11 protein-coding genes are annotated in these 15,150 nt (G+C 53.5%); 7 read left to right on the top strand and 4 right to left on the bottom strand.

Annotated elements, in window-relative coordinates; translation table 11 throughout:
• Nucleotides 1-15: 15 nt before the first annotated feature.
• On the bottom strand, nucleotides 16-1,329 hold the full coding sequence (locus J3362_RS13340; RefSeq protein WP_150994149.1) for an ATP-binding protein: 1,314 nt from the start codon (nucleotides 1,327-1,329) through the stop codon (nucleotides 16-18).
• Nucleotides 1,330-1,514: 185 nt separating this feature from the next.
• Nucleotides 1,515-1,811, bottom strand: a complete 297-nt coding sequence (locus J3362_RS13345; protein WP_150994150.1) for a hypothetical protein — start codon at nucleotides 1,809-1,811, stop codon at nucleotides 1,515-1,517.
• A 335-nt stretch (nucleotides 1,812-2,146) separates the two neighbouring features.
• On the opposite strand from J3362_RS13345, the gene J3362_RS13350 reads away from it, so the two are divergent.
• The 5 genes from J3362_RS13350 to J3362_RS13370 all read left to right on the top strand — a co-directional run bounded on the left by J3362_RS13350 (nucleotide 2,147) and on the right by J3362_RS13370 (nucleotide 9,707).
• Nucleotides 2,147-3,400, top strand: coding sequence for a DcaP family trimeric outer membrane transporter (locus tag J3362_RS13350; RefSeq protein ID WP_260312596.1), 1,254 nt, complete (start codon nucleotides 2,147-2,149; stop codon nucleotides 3,398-3,400).
• A gap of 289 nt (nucleotides 3,401-3,689) precedes the next feature.
• Nucleotides 3,690-4,991, top strand: coding sequence for a TolC family protein (locus tag J3362_RS13355; protein WP_108019724.1), 1,302 nt, complete (start codon nucleotides 3,690-3,692; stop codon nucleotides 4,989-4,991).
• A gap of 47 nt (nucleotides 4,992-5,038) precedes the next feature.
• Complete coding sequence (locus J3362_RS13360) at nucleotides 5,039-6,223, top strand: efflux RND transporter periplasmic adaptor subunit (RefSeq protein ID WP_108019722.1); 1,185 nt, start codon at nucleotides 5,039-5,041, stop codon at nucleotides 6,221-6,223.
• A gap of 14 nt (nucleotides 6,224-6,237) precedes the next feature.
• The gene (locus tag J3362_RS13365; RefSeq protein WP_108019721.1) at nucleotides 6,238-9,345 is read left to right on the top strand and encodes an efflux RND transporter permease subunit; all 3,108 of its coding nucleotides are present in this window, start codon (nucleotides 6,238-6,240) and stop codon (nucleotides 9,343-9,345) included.
• A 17-nt stretch (nucleotides 9,346-9,362) separates the two neighbouring features.
• Nucleotides 9,363-9,707, top strand: coding sequence for a P-II family nitrogen regulator (locus J3362_RS13370; RefSeq protein WP_232903139.1), 345 nt, complete (start codon nucleotides 9,363-9,365; stop codon nucleotides 9,705-9,707).
• Nucleotides 9,708-10,132: 425 nt separating this feature from the next.
• Here the strand turns inward: J3362_RS13370 and J3362_RS13375 are convergent, their stop codons facing one another.
• Together J3362_RS13375 and J3362_RS13380 are read right to left on the bottom strand one after the other, a co-directional pair.
• On the bottom strand, nucleotides 10,133-12,274 hold the full coding sequence (locus J3362_RS13375; RefSeq protein ID WP_349520316.1) for a TonB-dependent receptor family protein: 2,142 nt from the start codon (nucleotides 12,272-12,274) through the stop codon (nucleotides 10,133-10,135).
• 98 nt (nucleotides 12,275-12,372) lie between these two features.
• A complete protein-coding gene (locus J3362_RS13380) occupies nucleotides 12,373-12,588 on the bottom strand; it encodes a hypothetical protein (RefSeq protein ID WP_349520318.1) in 216 nt (71 codons plus the stop codon).
• Nucleotides 12,589-12,869: 281 nt separating this feature from the next.
• On the opposite strand from J3362_RS13380, the gene J3362_RS13385 reads away from it, so the two are divergent.
• Both J3362_RS13385 and J3362_RS13390 read left to right on the top strand, forming a co-directional pair.
• The gene (locus J3362_RS13385; RefSeq protein ID WP_502881565.1) at nucleotides 12,870-13,874 is read left to right on the top strand and encodes a TolC family protein; all 1,005 of its coding nucleotides are present in this window, start codon (nucleotides 12,870-12,872) and stop codon (nucleotides 13,872-13,874) included.
• A gap of 24 nt (nucleotides 13,875-13,898) precedes the next feature.
• Complete coding sequence (locus tag J3362_RS13390) at nucleotides 13,899-15,149, top strand: efflux RND transporter periplasmic adaptor subunit (protein WP_232903143.1); 1,251 nt, start codon at nucleotides 13,899-13,901, stop codon at nucleotides 15,147-15,149.
• Nucleotide 15,150 lies beyond the last annotated feature (1 nt).

Genomic DNA, 15,150 nt, shown 5'->3' on the forward strand with positions numbered 1-15,150 from the left:
TTGCCCTTGTAGTCGTCAAATGCTTCTGGGAAGCTCGATTAGAACCCGAAGACCGCCTTTAGGTGATGTTGAAAAGTGCATGGCGCCACCGTAGTCATTTATGATTTCCTGAACGATTGAAAGTCCAAGACCGTAGCCAGGAGTTGTTTCATCCAATCTTTTCTGGCGCCTGGTAAGATCGGCAAGTTGGTGTGAAGCCACTCCTGGGCCGTCATCTTCAACAAGAATAGTCAAAATGTCATCGTGAAGTTTCAAGTGTAGATGAGCTTCCTGGGAGCACCATTTGCTAGCGTTATCAAGAACATTGCCCAAGATCTCATTAAAATCACGCTCATCAATTGGCCAGACAAGCTCTCTGGGTAATCTTTCTTGAAGATGGATCTGTTTGTAAGGATAGATTCGGCTGACGACGTCCACCAGTGCCAGAGTTCTCTCAATGATTGGTGTCGCCTTTCCAATGTACTGACCGGACATTTCGGTTTTTCTCATTTGAGTGTCGATCAGCTCGTGCATTTCAGACAGTTGAGACTTAATTTGACTCGCGATTGTGGTGGGAATGGCTTCGTCATTGATCATGGAGTTTATGACGGCAAGGGGGGTTTTTAAGCTATGAGAAATATCTGCGGCTAGGTGGCGTGAACGGGCAAGTTTTTTGTCGTACGACTCTAATAGACGATTAAGATGTTTGACAAGTTCATCGAATTCTTCAGGTACGCTCTCATCCAGTCTATTACGCTCACCCTTTTTAAGCGAAGTTAATTGGGCGCTCATCATTTTTAAAGGTTTTAGTGCGATAGTTACCCCAATAAATATGATCATTGATATCGTAACGAGAATTGTAAACGATATGATCCATATAATAACATGGATTTTGTCAAGTGTGTTTGGGGAGTAGGAGCTTCTTTCAATTATAGTAACGCTTAGTTTATCTTGCCTTTTATTAAACATTTTGTAGTAGCCAAGGATTGATCGATCATCATCCGATATGTGAAAAATTCCAGGCTTTCTGAACGATTCTACCACCTGTAATTTCGGTTTAATGTTCTCGCTTGTAAAACTCCGGCCTTGACTGTCTTCGATGTGAACAGAATATTGAGACAATGAAAAATTTCTGAGAGAGGATTTTGTAATTACTTCTTTATCATTGGTTAGTATCTTTGAGAGCTGGTTAGCTGCAGCCTGTAGCTGCTGTCTGTGAAGCTCGTCATGGATATAGTCGATTAAAAGGGTGTGTGAGAAGAATATTAGCCCGGTACACGCGAAACCCGTTAGTGTCAGAAAAGTAAGCAGTTTCCGTTTTATTGAAGGGCGTCGTTTTTTTCTGGGCATGTTGTCTGCCAAGCAGTTGGTTAGAAGTTGTTATCGATTAAATCTAGGACTAAAAAAGCCGCACTACAAAAGTAGTGCGGCAAGACGGAATGGTGGAGACCATTCACGATGCAACTGGCTTTGAAACGTCATTTATCGAAAGAATTTTCTTCTTAAATCAACAGGCGCTTAGTGCGAAACTTGTTCTAATGACTAAACTGATCTTTTGAAAACTGGTCCAATTCAGATAGATTGATATCTCCCGATTCGATCATCTCGTGATAGATATCGTCCTTATTCGATAGCATCAATTTTCGGCGAGCCTCCATGCCCACTTCAGATGCGGCTGCCTGTGTCATTACTCTATGCTGTCTCTTCATGTCCTGAATGCCGCTTTCGGAAAGCATGTTTTGTGCCAGCTTACCACTATTGGCCTCAGTGGCATGGAGACTTCCTGCAGCCAAGGTTAATGCTAGAGATGCGAGAAAGAGATGTTTTCTCATAGAGTCACCTTTAAGTTGAATGATCTTCACATTTATGAAAACAGATGAACTTTAACTCAGCTTGAAAAAATAAAATTAGATCATGAAAAGAGAACACCGTTAGAAAAACGTTGCGACGGGATCGTTAATACAAAGGTATTAAAGAGCATTTTTTTTCAATTTCGTTTCAAGTTCACCTGCTATACATGGCACGTCGTTGATTTGGCGAAAAGTGCGAGATCAACGACCCACTTACCGGAAGTGGCCTACAACTGAGACGCGCTAGCGGTCGGTTTGTTCGATGCCAATTACCGGTCAGATGAAATACAACGAAGGCTCATGGAGACTGATTTACAATGCAAACTAATAAACTCAGGTTAGCGATGAGAGCGACACTGGCGCTTGCGGTAACGGGTCTGCTGGCCCCGTCTGTTCATGCGCAATCTGCAACTGAACTTCAGACACAAATAAATGATTTGCAGCGTCAACTGGATGGCATGGCGGAAAGCAAGGGTTCGGAAGGTTGGATGGTGCCCGGCACCAATACCGCCGTAACAATCGGTGGTTATGTCAAGCTGGACATGATTTACGATTTTGATCAGGACATGGGTGACAGTCTTTTCGTAGCTGGCCTCGACACGGCTAACGATGAAAGCGATCCTTCTTTTCGCGCCCATGCCCGGCAGTCACGTGTCCGCATCAAGACAACCACTCCAACCGACGCGGGCGAGGTAAAGACCACCGTTGAAGGTGACTTCTACGGTGGTGGCGGTAACGAAATCTTCTCCAACTCCAGAGGCCTGCGTATACGTCACGCCTATGGCGAATTGAACGGTCTGCTTGCGGGTCAGACTTGGAGTAACTTCATGCAATTTACCGCATATCCGTCTACTGTTGATTTTGATGGCCCTGTAGGTGTTTCTTTTATTCGTCAGGCACAGCTGCGCTACACGATGCCTCTTGGCGGTGGCGCTAACTTCTCAGTGTCCGCTGAGAATCCGGAAACCACCGGATTTGAAGACTCTCGCGATAATGCGCCGGATCTGACTGCCAAGTACAAGTGGGCAGGCAGTGCAGGTGGCATTGAAGTTGCCGGCCTGGCACGTTCGCTGCAGACTGACTCTGCAACTGCTACGGGCGATGATAACGCCTTTGGTTATGGCGTTTTGGTTGCTGGCCGACTAAACCTCACCGACGCCACCACGGTCATGGCAGGGGCGATCTTTGGTGACGGCGTGGGACGCTACATCTACAGTTCCTTCAGCAATAATGACAGCAGCGCTAGCCGCTCTGGCATTGGCGAGGCATACATTGATGCCAACGGCGATCTTGAAACCATTGAGGCATACGGTGCCAACGTTGCTATCAGTCAGCAGTGGACGCCAAAGTTCTCCTCTGGACTGTCCTATGGGCGCGTAGAGGGTGATCAGCCAGCAGATCTGTTCCCGAACTCCTTTGAAACCCTGCAAAGCGTTCACTTTAGCAACTTCTACAAAGTTGCTGACCCGGTAACGCTGGGGTTGGAGCTTTCCTTCGCGGACAAAGAGCTGGCCAACGGTGAGTCTGCTGACAACACTCGTCTGCAACTGGCTGCGCAGTTCGATTTTTAATCGTTCATAGTGTTGCTTCACGCAGTTGGACCCAACGACGGGCTTAAATAGGCCCGTCGTTTTTTGTTTCCGCTCCCTCCTATGTGCTGGATGATGCCCTCCTCTTTTGTGCCTTTCTTTCACCACTTTTTGAATATACCCCGCCATAGTTTGCTCGAACCCCGTACGAGTTTAGGTTTGATTAGGCCGAATTCAGACTGATTTAAAGGTCTGTCTGTAGGGTTGTCCTGGTAGTTACGGCGAAAACGCTGATTCATGTATCTCAGTCAAATAGCCAGGATGATATTGAATGAACAAACGACTGTTGTTGTGGGTGCTGATAGTACCCGGAGTCTTGAACGTCATACCTTCGGTGGCTGCCACTGCCGGGGAGAGCGTTTCACTCAAGGAGTTCCAGCGAGCCAAGGCCAGCCAGTCTGTCTCCTTGAATGAGGCAATGGCAATGGCATTTGAGAATAGCCCGGTGTTGGCGTTGAGACGGGCTGCAGTGTCCATGCAAGAAGCTGAGCTCGACCATGCCAGCCGCTGGGCGCCAAGCAACCCAGAGCTTGAGCTGAGTGGCCGTGACAATCCAGATCAGGCGGATCAGTCACTGAACTACGAGGTTCGGGTTACTCAGGAAGTCTGGATGGGCAATCGGGGCGATCTCGGTCAGTCGCGTGCTCAGAGCGCTCTCACTTCTCAACAGCAGGAACTCGAATACCTGAAAGTGGCCACCAAGGCGCGAGTGCGGTCAGCTTACTTCAAGATACTGCTTGCTCAGAAAGAGCTGGAAACTGCAACCCGCACCGTTGAGCTGATGCGTCGAACCAAAGAGCTGGTTGAGGTGTCCGTTGAGCGGGGTAAGCAGACTCGAATTGAGCTCAATACCGCCGTCATTGGCTTGGCAAGAGCTAAAAATCAAAAGGCTGAAGCGGCGCAAAAGCTTAGGCAGTCAAAAATTGACCTGACGGAAGTTCTTGGAGTGTCCCCCTCCGATGCGGTTGGGGTGACGGGAGAACTCAATGTAGTTCGTGCCAACTTGCCACCAACTAATCGGCTTGTCGCGATGGCTCAGCGCCAGAGAGGGGATCTGAAGGCGGCGGCCGAGAGAATTGCTGCGAATGAGTCCAGCCTGGAACTGGCCAAGAGCCTGACGATTCCGAACCTGAAAGTATTCGGATTCTACGAGCGGGAGGAAAGATCCAACCTTTTTGGTGCAGGTGTGTCGATGCCTCTGACCGTGTTTCATGATTATTCCGGTGAAAAAAGGAAGGCCTCGGCTCAGTTGAAAATCTCCGAGCTTGAGGCCGAGGCGCTACGTTTGGCTACTGAGCGCCAGGTCGTATCCGCTGTGGCCCAGTACGAATCCGCCGCACGCAGATTGCGCCAGATGAACGAGTCGATTCTCGAACGTTCGGAGGAAACGCTGCAACTGATGCAGAAAGCCCTTCAGGCGGGAAAAGTCGATGCTTCCGATGTCCTGGCCGCCCAGGACAATCTTTTGTCGGTGAGGCAGGAATACGTCCAAGTGCAACACGACTATATCGACGCCGTCCGGGCATTGGAAGTGAGCACCGGTGGTGCCCTTTCAATGTCATCCGGGTCCTGATGAAAAAAATTAATGGTTGAACATTCTCTTACATCGAAGGTGTTTAGATGATTCGAAATATGCAGATATTGTTTGTCGCGATCAGTTTTCTGGTCTATCAGCCACTGGTGTCTGGCGCCGAAAACGCCGAAGGAGGGCAGCACCAAGAGGATGAGGCTGGGCACGCGGCTGAAGGCAGTGAGGCTCGCGAGGTTCACCTGACTCCAGAGCAGCGGGAGTTACTCTCCGTGCAGACTGTGACGGTACCCCGAGGCCGTGCTGACAATATCGTCACTGCGCCAGCTGAAGTTCACTATGTTCCGGATCGCGTCGCTGAGGTAGGGCCGTTATTGCAGGGAAAGCTTACGCGACTGGCTGTTGATCTGGGGGACCAGGTTGAAAAAGGCCAGTTGTTGGCCACATTGAACAGCGTTGAGTTGGCACGCATTCGTTCCCGCCTGAACTCGTTGAAAGCTCGGAAAGAAGCCGCGACTGCGGAGTATCAGCGAGAAAAGCAATTGCGGAGTGAAAGCTTCACCAGCGAAGAAGAGTTCCTGGACGCCAAGGCCGCTTATCTTGAGATTACAGCGGAGTACGATTCGATTCGTGAGCAACTGGAGGTTTTTGGCAGTGATTCGTCAGGCGCAGATAGCAGTCTCGCACAGTACGCGCTCCGTTCTCCTATCCAGGGGCGCATTGAGCGCATGGATGCCCGGTTGGGTCAAACCTTAAGCGCTTCAGACACGCCTTTTACTGTGGCCGATACCTCTGTGGTGTGGGTGATGTTGCAAGTTGCGGAAACTGATATTGGCAGGGTATCCGTCGGAGATGAAGTTCAGGTCTTCTCCAAGTCTGTCGCGGACCGCTTTCATACCGGGGAAGTTTCCTGGGTCTCAAATGAGCTTGATGAGGAAACCCGCACCATTCCCGTTCGAGTCGTGCTCGAATCCCCCAACGGCGACCTTCGTCCAAATACCTATGCCAAAGCGAGAGTCATGACTCAATCGGGGGCATCACTACCGCTAGTTCCAGACGATGCCGTGCAAACCATCGGCGATGAGACCGTTGTATTTGTTCCGGGTGGTGAAGGGGGAGCCTACAAGGCGGTTCCCGTCACACTTGGCAAGGAGGCAAACGACTGGATAGAGATTAAGTCCGGCATCAGCGCAAACACGGAAGTGGTTTCAGTGGGCGCTTTTGATCTGATGTCGGCCATTACCGCCAGTGGCCGCAGCGCCGCTCACGGACACTAAAACTCGGGGGGAGCATGATCAACGCAATTGTGAATTATGCGCTGAACAATCGTCTGATGACGCTTGTTTTTGCTATCGCCGTGATCGTTGCCGGCATATTTTCATTTCAAAAACTGCCGGTGGATGCGTTTCCGGACGCGACACCGACCATGGTTCAGGTGTTCACTACCAGTCCTGGTTTGTCGCCGGTTGATATTGAAACGCTGATTTCCTATCCCGTTGAGATCAGCATGTATGGAATTCCCAAGTTAGAAAAAGTGCAGAGCACGTCGATTTTCGGGCTCTCGCGGGTGACCATCTATTTCGAAGATGGCACCGATATCTACTTCGCCAGGCGGCTTGTTAACGAGCGGCTATCGGAGGCCAAGCGCCAGATTCCCGAAGGGATGGGGCAGCCGGAACTCGGCCCCATAGCGAGCGGTCTTGGGCGCATCCTGATGTATTCCCTGGAAGCTGAGGATAAAGATCAATACAGCCTGCAGGAAATCCGCACGATTCAGGACTGGATTGTTAAACCGCAGCTCAGGACCGTGCCGGGCGTAACCGGTGTGCTGTCCATCGGCGGCGAGGTAAAACAGTACCAGGTCAATATCGATGCGCAGAAGCTTCAGGCGAGGAACCTGACGGTATCTGATATTCGCGGCGCCCTCACCCAGAATAATCGTAACGTCGGCGCCTCTTTCATTACGCGAGGCGGTGAAGAATACATTGTTCGCGGTTACGGCTGGGTCAACTCTGGTTCCGAAGGCATCAAAGACATCCAGAACATCATTGTGTCCAAGAGTGAGGGGGAGTCCCCTATTTACGTCAAGGATGTGGCGGAGGTTGGCCTTGGACCGGCAATTCGCCGTGGCGCAGAGGTGTCCTCAGGTGAGGAATCCGTGGGCGGTTACGTGATGAAGTTGATCGGGACCAACACCAGTCAGGTACTTGAGGACGTCAACGCAAAAATCGACGACCTGAACAAGTCACTCCCCGAGGGGTTGAAGATCGAAGCCTATTACTCCCAGGCGGAGTTGGTGGGCAAGGCCATAGGCACTGTCGAGAAAGCGTTGCTTGAGGGCTCGGTTCTGGTGCTGATTTTCCTCTATCTGTTCCTGGGGAATATCCGTTCCACGCTGATTGTGGTCGCAACCCTGCCGCTGTCTGTGCTTGTCGCATTTATTGCGATGCGGATTTCGGGCCTGTCCGCCAATCTGATGAGTCTGGGGGGGCTGGCCATTGGGATCGGGATGATGGTGGACGGCGCTGTCGTGATGATAGAGAACATCTTCCGACACCTTGAGGAGCGATCCGATGAACAGGTCAGCGTTCTGAGGCTTGTGGGTGAGTCCGCCCGGGAAGTGGCCCGTCCGATCGTGTTTGCCATCGGCATCATTATCATCGTTTTTCTGCCGCTGTTTACGCTGCAGGGCGTTGAGGGCAAGCTGTTTTCGCCCATGGCTTACACCATCAGCTTCGCTCTGATCGGCGCACTGCTGCTTGCGTTGACGTTGGTGCCGGTTCTGGCCTCGCTATCATTCAAGATGGGCGGGCAGCATAAGGAACCGAAGCTGGTTCTGTTCCTGAACCGTTTGTACAAACCCGTGGTCAATGCTGTGGTCAAAGCACCAAAGGTTGTGATGGGCATTGCGGTTATTGCCTTTGCAGGCAGTCTCCTGCTGTTTCCTTATCTCGGGAGCGAATTCGTGCCCACGCTCAGGGAAGGCACGTTCCAGATTCGCTCGACACTGCCTCCCGGAGCCAGTCTGGAATCCGCCATCAAATATGGCAAACGGGTCCAGTCCGTTGTAGACGAATTCCCAGAGGTCACCGGCACCTATGCCCGGATCGGTCGCGCCGAAGTGGGTGGCGATCCAGAACCTGTGAACGTTGTGGCGACGCTCGTCAATCTGAAGCCCCTGGATCAGTGGCGAGAGGACGTGAGCTATGAGGATCTCCAGGGCAGGATTGCAGAGGCTTTGGATGAGCGGGTTCCCGGGCTTGCCAACAATCTGTCCCAACCGATTCAGCTGCGAACCGACGAACTCCTGTCAGGCGTTCAGGCACAACTGGTTGCCAGCATTTTCGGCGACGACCTGGACGAGTTGGGCCGGATCGGCAGGGAAGTGGCGGCACTGGCGCAAGAGGTGCCTGGTGCAACGGATGTGCGCGCTCAGCAGAGTGCGGGTAAAAAACAGATCGTTATTCGCCCCGACCGTGAAGTGCTGGCGCAGTTCGGCATCAGCATCGATAACTTGATGAGTACGGTTGAAACCGGTATTGGCGGTAAAGGTGCCGGGCTGGTCTTCGACGGTGTCCGGCGATTTGAGATTTTCGCCCGGCTGCAAGAGTCCTATCGCGGGTCCATCGATGAAATCAGGAAGCTTCCCCTCAGGGGCAACAGTGGCGAACTTATCCCGCTTTCACGGGTGGCCGATGTTGATATGTACTCGGGTCCCAAGAAAATTTCACGCTCCAATGCCAGTCGCCGTCAGTATGTGCAAATGAACGTACGTGGTCGCGATATGGGCGGCGTTGTTCAGGATTTGCGCAAGCGGATCGAGGAGCAAGTAGATATGCCGCCGGGGTATTTCGTGGAGTTTGGCGGTCAGTTTGAGAACCAGGAAAGGGCCATGGCTCGGCTGGCAATTGTTGTGCCTATTACCCTGGCGCTTATTTTCCTGCTTCTTTTTTCGGCATTCAGCAGTCTGCGCTATGCGGCGCTGATCTTCATGAATGTGCCCTTTGCGGTTACCGGTGGCATTGTCGCGCTGTTTGTGACGGGGCTTTACCTCTCAGTGCCGGCTGCCGTGGGATTCATCGCGGTGTTTGGTGTGGCCGTCCTGAACGGCGTGGTGATGGTGAGTTACATCAACCAGTTGCGGGACGAAGGCTACGACGTCATTGAGGCGGTCAAGCTTGGAGCACAGCGTCGTTTGCGGCCGGTTCTGATGACAGCCTCGGTGGCTATTCTGGGGCTGATTCCCCTGTTGCTGGCCGACGGTATTGGTTCCAATGTCCAGCGGCCACTGGCAACGGTTGTGGTTGGCGGTCTGATCACCTCAACGCTGCTGACGTTGGTGGTATTGCCCAGTGTGTATCAGTGGTTTGCATCCGAACGTCGTGACGTTGAAGTCTGATAGCCAGGAGAAGGTTTATGTATGAAATAAAGGCTTATGTCAGAGAGGTTATGGCGGAGCATGTGGTTGATGCTCTGGCCAAAGTCAAGGGAGTGGCAAGCATTGCCGTCGTGTCTCTCAACGAATTTGGTCATCTGGTCGGCGATGAGTCGCCTCTGGAGAAGGTGAAGATGGTCAAGCTGGAAGTAGATGTAGCGACCGAAACTGTTGCCGATGAAGTTGTGGACATCATTGTGCGAACGAGCAGGACCCGGGATGGACACCCGGGGGATGGCAAGGTACTTGTATCCCGCCTGGTCCGGGCTGTTCGCATCGAGGATGGTGCGGCCAACGAAAGCGCACTCCAACCCACTTTAAGCTAGTTCTCTTTAAGCTGGATGGTGGCATCGCGGCTGTGCTGGTCGCGCGAGCCGCCATCACAGCTCCATTCCCGGCTGAAAGATTTCAGACCTCGCCTAGGTCGCCCGCAACGAGTCAAAGGGCTCAAGTTGCTTGTTTGATCTTGCGCGATGAGAAGACAGCGGTCGCGTAGGCATAAATCAACAACTTTAGCATCGTCCGTGGGTTGAACGGCGAGTTGCGCCGGCCGACCACCTCATGTTCGTATTGCTGCGGAAGCGGCGCTTTGAGAATGGGTCAGTCTCTAAAAAGTCGAGGCCCCAAATTACAACAAACCCCCGCCGAAATGGCGAGGGTTTGTCAGCGATCTGAGCCCCAGCCTCGGGCTCTTTACTGTCGTGACGCAACCGCGAAGTTACCCGGAAATCAGGCGCCATCCGGTTATTCGTCAGAAATTGACGCTTACCCCCAATGAGGCGGTACGTGGCAGGTTTGCCATGGCGCCATCGGGCAAACGTGAGACAATTTGCTGCTCATCAAACAGGTTGTCCACTTTCAGGAAGACATCGGCACTGGCGGTCAGTGCGTAGCGGCTGATGAAATCGACCAGGAACAGGGACTCGGTCTCGTCCAGTTTCGTGGCGGTGTTGTTGCATCCCGCGCTGACACACATCTCATCGGTGTAGGTGGCCACAAGGTAGTTGTCCCAGCCACTCGGATGTTCCATGCCTGTTCGGAAGCTCATCTGGTTTTCAGGTACGTCCTTGAGCTGCTCACCTTTTTTCAGGCCCGAGGCGGCATTGTCCTTGCTGATTTCGGCCTGGGTAAAGGTGTAGGTAAGGCTGACCGGAAGGTAGAACTCGCCCGCCCGGGTGCCGGTCTGGAGCTGAAACTCAACACCGGCAATTTCGGCCTCGCCGGTTACGAAACTGCCGGAGGTGGCGCCATTGCTGCACGGCGAGCCCACGGAACAGTTTTCGGCCTTGTTGGAGAAGTCGCTGTAGAAGCCGATCATTTCCGCGAAGAACGCATTGCCAAAGTACCGGAGGCCGGCCTCCCAGTTCTTGCTGGTTTCCGGCTCTTCGTTTGCCGTGGCACCACCCCCGAGAGGGGAGAAACCCCGGTGCACACCCCCTAGAACCTGCCAGCTTTGGGACAGGTCATAGGTAAAGGAAGCGCCGGGCAGGAGTTCAGCGCTGTCATTGGCGCGGGTGCTGTCGACGGTTGTGCGGTCGGGATCCGCGTATTGGGTGCGACCGGTTTTCACATCCTCGTAGCGCAGGGCGAGGTTAACGCTGAGCTTGTCCGTCGCCTGCCAGGTGTCGAGCGCCCAGAAGCTCAGGGCTTCGCCGGTCTCAAAGCGATTATTGCTGCCCGTGGGGGCGACAGTGTTCTGGAACACCAGAGAGCCGTTGACCTGGTCATAAACATCGACCGGCTGGAAACGATCCATTTCATCTTCGTGGTAGCGGGCGCCGAAATCAAACTGGTGGCTGCCCATGTCGACATCAAAGTTTACCTGCACGCCCTCGGACAGGTAGTCCCTGGCGTTGTTTTTGTAATCCAGGCCGCTGGCGTCAACTGTGCCGTCCAGAATACCCTGGGCATTGGCGTCGCCGCCGTTTGCCGAGTCGATGATGCTTCCGCCGCCGCTGAGCTTGAACCAGTTCCGCTTGAAGTCGTTGCGATAGAGGGTGGCCGTGCTGCTTACGGTATTACTCCAGTCGAACTGATGGGTCAGGCTGATACCGGAGTGGGTATTGTTCATCTGGTCGATGCTGGACAACCCGTAACGCCGGTTCGGATCCTGGCTGAAGTCCGCATCGGTCAGGCCGAGGTAACTGGAGTTGGAGGTTTCTTCGGAGTATTGCAGCTTGGCGGTCACGCTCTGGCGCTCTCCCTGCCAGCGTAGTTTGCCGACATAGTCTTCGATATCAAAGCCGGTATCGCGGTTGCTGCGGTCAATTTCCTTGAAGCCTTTCGCGGAGCGCTGGACGGTCTCAAGCAGGTAGCCCCAGTCGCCGACCGTGTCACCATAGGTTACATGAACGTCGGTGGAGCCGCGGTCGTTGGTGACGGACTCAATATAGCCCTGCCGCTGATCGGGAATGGGTGTGGAAATCAGGTTGACGACACCACCGGTGGTTTGCGGGCCATAGCGCAGCAGCGGGGCACCCTTGAGCACTTCCAGCGAGGACATCCGCTTCAGCGTCGGGAAATAATAGGCGGCCGGATTGGAGTAGGGTGCCGGTGCGATAAGAATGCCATCTTCCATCAGGGTGACATTGCTGCTGCGCTCGGCCGTGGCGCCGCGGATGCCGATGTTAGGGCGCAGACCAAGACCTTCCTCTTCCCGCACATAGACACCCGGAACGGTTTTCAGTACCTGGTTGATGTCGGTCTCAACTTCGGTTTTCATCTGCTGCTCACCAACAACGTAGCCTGACCCTGGCAAGGTCTGGGCGGCAGAAGCATCGCCAATGATTTCCATGGGTTCAAGCATCTCGGGCTGCTCATCCCCGGCGGCCCAGTTCAGACCTGGGGCAAGGCTAATTGCCACGGCCAGTGATAGTCGGGAAGGTTTAAACACGTGGTTATTCTCCGTATCCTTTGCGGGTTTAATGTAAATAAAAATCATTCTGATTCAGGTGCCGCAACTTTACGGCTCTGTAACTATCGAGTCAATAGTCAATGCTCATGGTGCGGGAGGGTGTCACCAGGCTGAAAACGGTTAACAACCTCTTCCTGATTACTCGGTCTGAGGGTGATGCCGTAAGCCATGCTGGCCCCCGGTTCAAAACACGGCAGGTCAAAAGCTTCTATCGCGCAGACCCTAGGCGATTTTTCTAAAATAAGCTGCAAATTCAAACTCATTTCAAAGTTTGCGCTTACTATTTCGATCACTTCCTACCTCGCCACGGGCTTTTTACGCCCATGATTTTTTGGCTACTAATCGCTTCGGGAGAACGATGATGAAGGCAAGCAAGCACTCGCCTCGGGCGTTGCTGTGTTCAGTACTATTGGCCATTCCTCTGTTAGGTCAAGCGGAGACTGTTAGTTGGGCGAGTTGGCTCACTGGCCAGATAAGCAAGCACCCAGAGGTGCTGGCTGCGACGGAGCGGGCGGCAGCGCGGAAAGAGGACGCTGAGGCAAGCGAACAACCGCTGTATAACCCGGAGTTGTCCGTGGGAGCAGACAGAACGGGCAGTGAGAATAACTTTGAGGCAGGGCTGTCACAAACGATCGACTGGTCTGATCAGCAGGGTGCATTAAAGGAGAAGGCAAAGCTGATCAGGCTTTCTGCGCAAGCTGGCTTGAGCGACGCAGTTCTGACACAAACGTCCAAATCATTGTCTGCGCTTGTCGAGTGGCGCGCCACTAAGCTGTTTGAAGAAATTGCTGAATCTCAACAGCAGCGCCTGGATGCCTTGCTGGACCAGGTTGAACAGCGCCAGCAGGCAGGCGATCTGGGGCGTGCCGACGCAGAGCTTCTGTTTTTAAACCTATCCCGTCAGTTGAGCGAAGTCGCCCAGGCAAAGGCCGCAGTTGATCGTGCAGAAACTCAGGTTAGAGAACGTCTGCCGGACTGGAGTCCTCAGAATGGGGGAATCCCCGAGTATATCTGGCCAGCGCTGGAGTCCCAGATTGGTGATGCTGAACTGCTGGCACACCCGTCAGTTGCAGCCGCTCGAGCCGAGTGGCAGGTGCTGAAAAGTGAGGCAGAGGTTGCCAGGCGCAAAGCTACAGCATCGCCGACAGTAGGGCTGAGCGGAGGGCGTGACGGTGGCGAGAACGTGGTTGGCCTGACATTCTCGATCCCTCTGAACGTCCGTAATAACTACAGCGCTGAAATCCGGGCTGCGAATCGACGGGCTCTGCAGGCCGAAGCGCGGTTTCAGGCGCTCTACCGGAAACAACAATATGACCTGGCAGGCGCTCGCGCTTCTTGGAAGCGATACGACAAGCAACTCCGTCGATGGAAAGAATTATCCCAGGGGCGTGTACAGCGAAGTGCCGATTTGCTTGAGAAGCAGTGGCAGGTCGGCGACCTCTCCACCTCTGAGTATCTCCAGGCGCTGGGCCAGCGCGCGGAGAGCCTGAAAACCGGTATTGAACTGGAAAAGCTGGCGCAGCTGGGCCTGATTGAGCTCTTGAGCCAGTCTGGCGAACTGATCACCCCCTTCCAATAATATTCTGGAAACTGGATATTCATCATGAAAAAAGCTCTGATTTCAGTATTTGTGTTGACGCTGTTTATAGTCCCCCCTTCACTGGTACAGGCCGAGGAAGATGCTCATAAGGAGGCGGGCCATGATCATGCCGCCGGTGGCGACGATCATCGAGAAGACACCGGTGACGAGGGTGAGCATGAGGGCGGGCATGCTGAAGAACGTGAGCATGAAGAGGAAGAAGGTCATGGCCACGAAGAGGAGAGCGATGGTGGTCATGAAGAAGCAACCACCGCAAGCATCAATACCAAACAGAAAGAGCTCGCCGGCATTGAAGTAGCAACCCTCAAGAGCAAGCGCGTTGACTATGAAATCTACGCTCCCGGTGAGCTGCTGACCAACGGCTATACCAGTTATCACGTGTCCCCCAGGGTTGCCTCGGTGGTGTTGAGACGTCACGTGGAGCTGGGTGAGCACATAACCAAAGGCCAGCCGCTGGTAACCCTGTTCAGTGAGACGGTGGCACAGGCGCAGGCTGATTACAGGAAAGCTTTTCCTGAATGGGAGCGAATCAGCGGGCTGGGTCGTTCCGTGGTTGGTGATCAACGGTTTAATACCGCGAAAGCCAATATTGAAGCGGCGAGGGCGACTCTGCTTGCTTATGGGCTAAACGAGGATGACATTGGTGCGTTGAAGGCCAGCGGCATGGGTAGTCTCGGTGAATACACGCTCAGGGCTCGCGTGGACGGTGCAGTGCTGACCGATGAGTTTGAGCAAGGACAAAGAGTTGAGGCAGGCCAACCGCTGGTGACTCTGGCTAATGAAAGCGAACTTTGGGTAGAGGCTCACCTGCCGGCAAACTCCGATATTGTCCTTAAGCAAGGAGCAGAAGCGGAAGTAAGAATTGCAGGCCGTGTCGCTGTGGCAACGGTATCACAGGAAGCTCATACCATTGACGCTGTGACCCGCACGCGGATTGTTCGGTTGGAGCTGGACAATCCTGAAGATCGTTTCCATCCCGGAATGTTTGCAGATGTGTATTTCCTTTTTAAAACCACGGAGCCGGTGCTTGCGGTGCCGGAGAGTGCGTTAATGCGAGGCGCCGATGGCGACTGGACGGTCTATGTGGAAGAGGCTGAAGGGGAGTATGAGCCTGTGGAAGTGGAACTGGGCCGCTCAATTGGCGGACTCCGTGAAATTTCCGGCCTGACTGCAGGCCAACGGATTGTTTCTCGGGGCGCATTTTTTGTGGCCTCTGAAATTGCCAAAGGCGGCTTTGACCCACACAACCACTGAT

This window comes from Marinobacter sp. NFXS11, from assembly GCF_040148675.1.
Classification (GTDB): domain Bacteria; phylum Pseudomonadota; class Gammaproteobacteria; order Pseudomonadales; family Oleiphilaceae; genus Marinobacter.

What these genes read in the sequence shown, in the direction of transcription:
- J3362_RS13340 (WP_150994149.1), bottom strand. Translation starts at nt 1,329, where the DNA reads ATGCCCAGAAAAAAACGACGCCCTTCAATAAAACGGAAACTGCTTACT.
- J3362_RS13345 (WP_150994150.1), bottom strand. Translation starts at nt 1,811, where the DNA reads ATGAGAAAACATCTCTTTCTCGCATCTCTAGCATTAACCTTGGCTGCA.
- J3362_RS13350 (WP_260312596.1), top strand. Translation starts at nt 2,147, where the DNA reads ATGCAAACTAATAAACTCAGGTTAGCGATGAGAGCGACACTGGCGCTT.
- J3362_RS13355 (WP_108019724.1), top strand. Translation starts at nt 3,690, where the DNA reads ATGAACAAACGACTGTTGTTGTGGGTGCTGATAGTACCCGGAGTCTTG.
- J3362_RS13360 (WP_108019722.1), top strand. Translation starts at nt 5,039, where the DNA reads ATGATTCGAAATATGCAGATATTGTTTGTCGCGATCAGTTTTCTGGTC.
- J3362_RS13365 (WP_108019721.1), top strand. Translation starts at nt 6,238, where the DNA reads ATGATCAACGCAATTGTGAATTATGCGCTGAACAATCGTCTGATGACG.
- J3362_RS13370 (WP_232903139.1), top strand. Translation starts at nt 9,363, where the DNA reads ATGTATGAAATAAAGGCTTATGTCAGAGAGGTTATGGCGGAGCATGTG.
- J3362_RS13390 (WP_232903143.1), top strand. Translation starts at nt 13,899, where the DNA reads ATGAAAAAAGCTCTGATTTCAGTATTTGTGTTGACGCTGTTTATAGTC.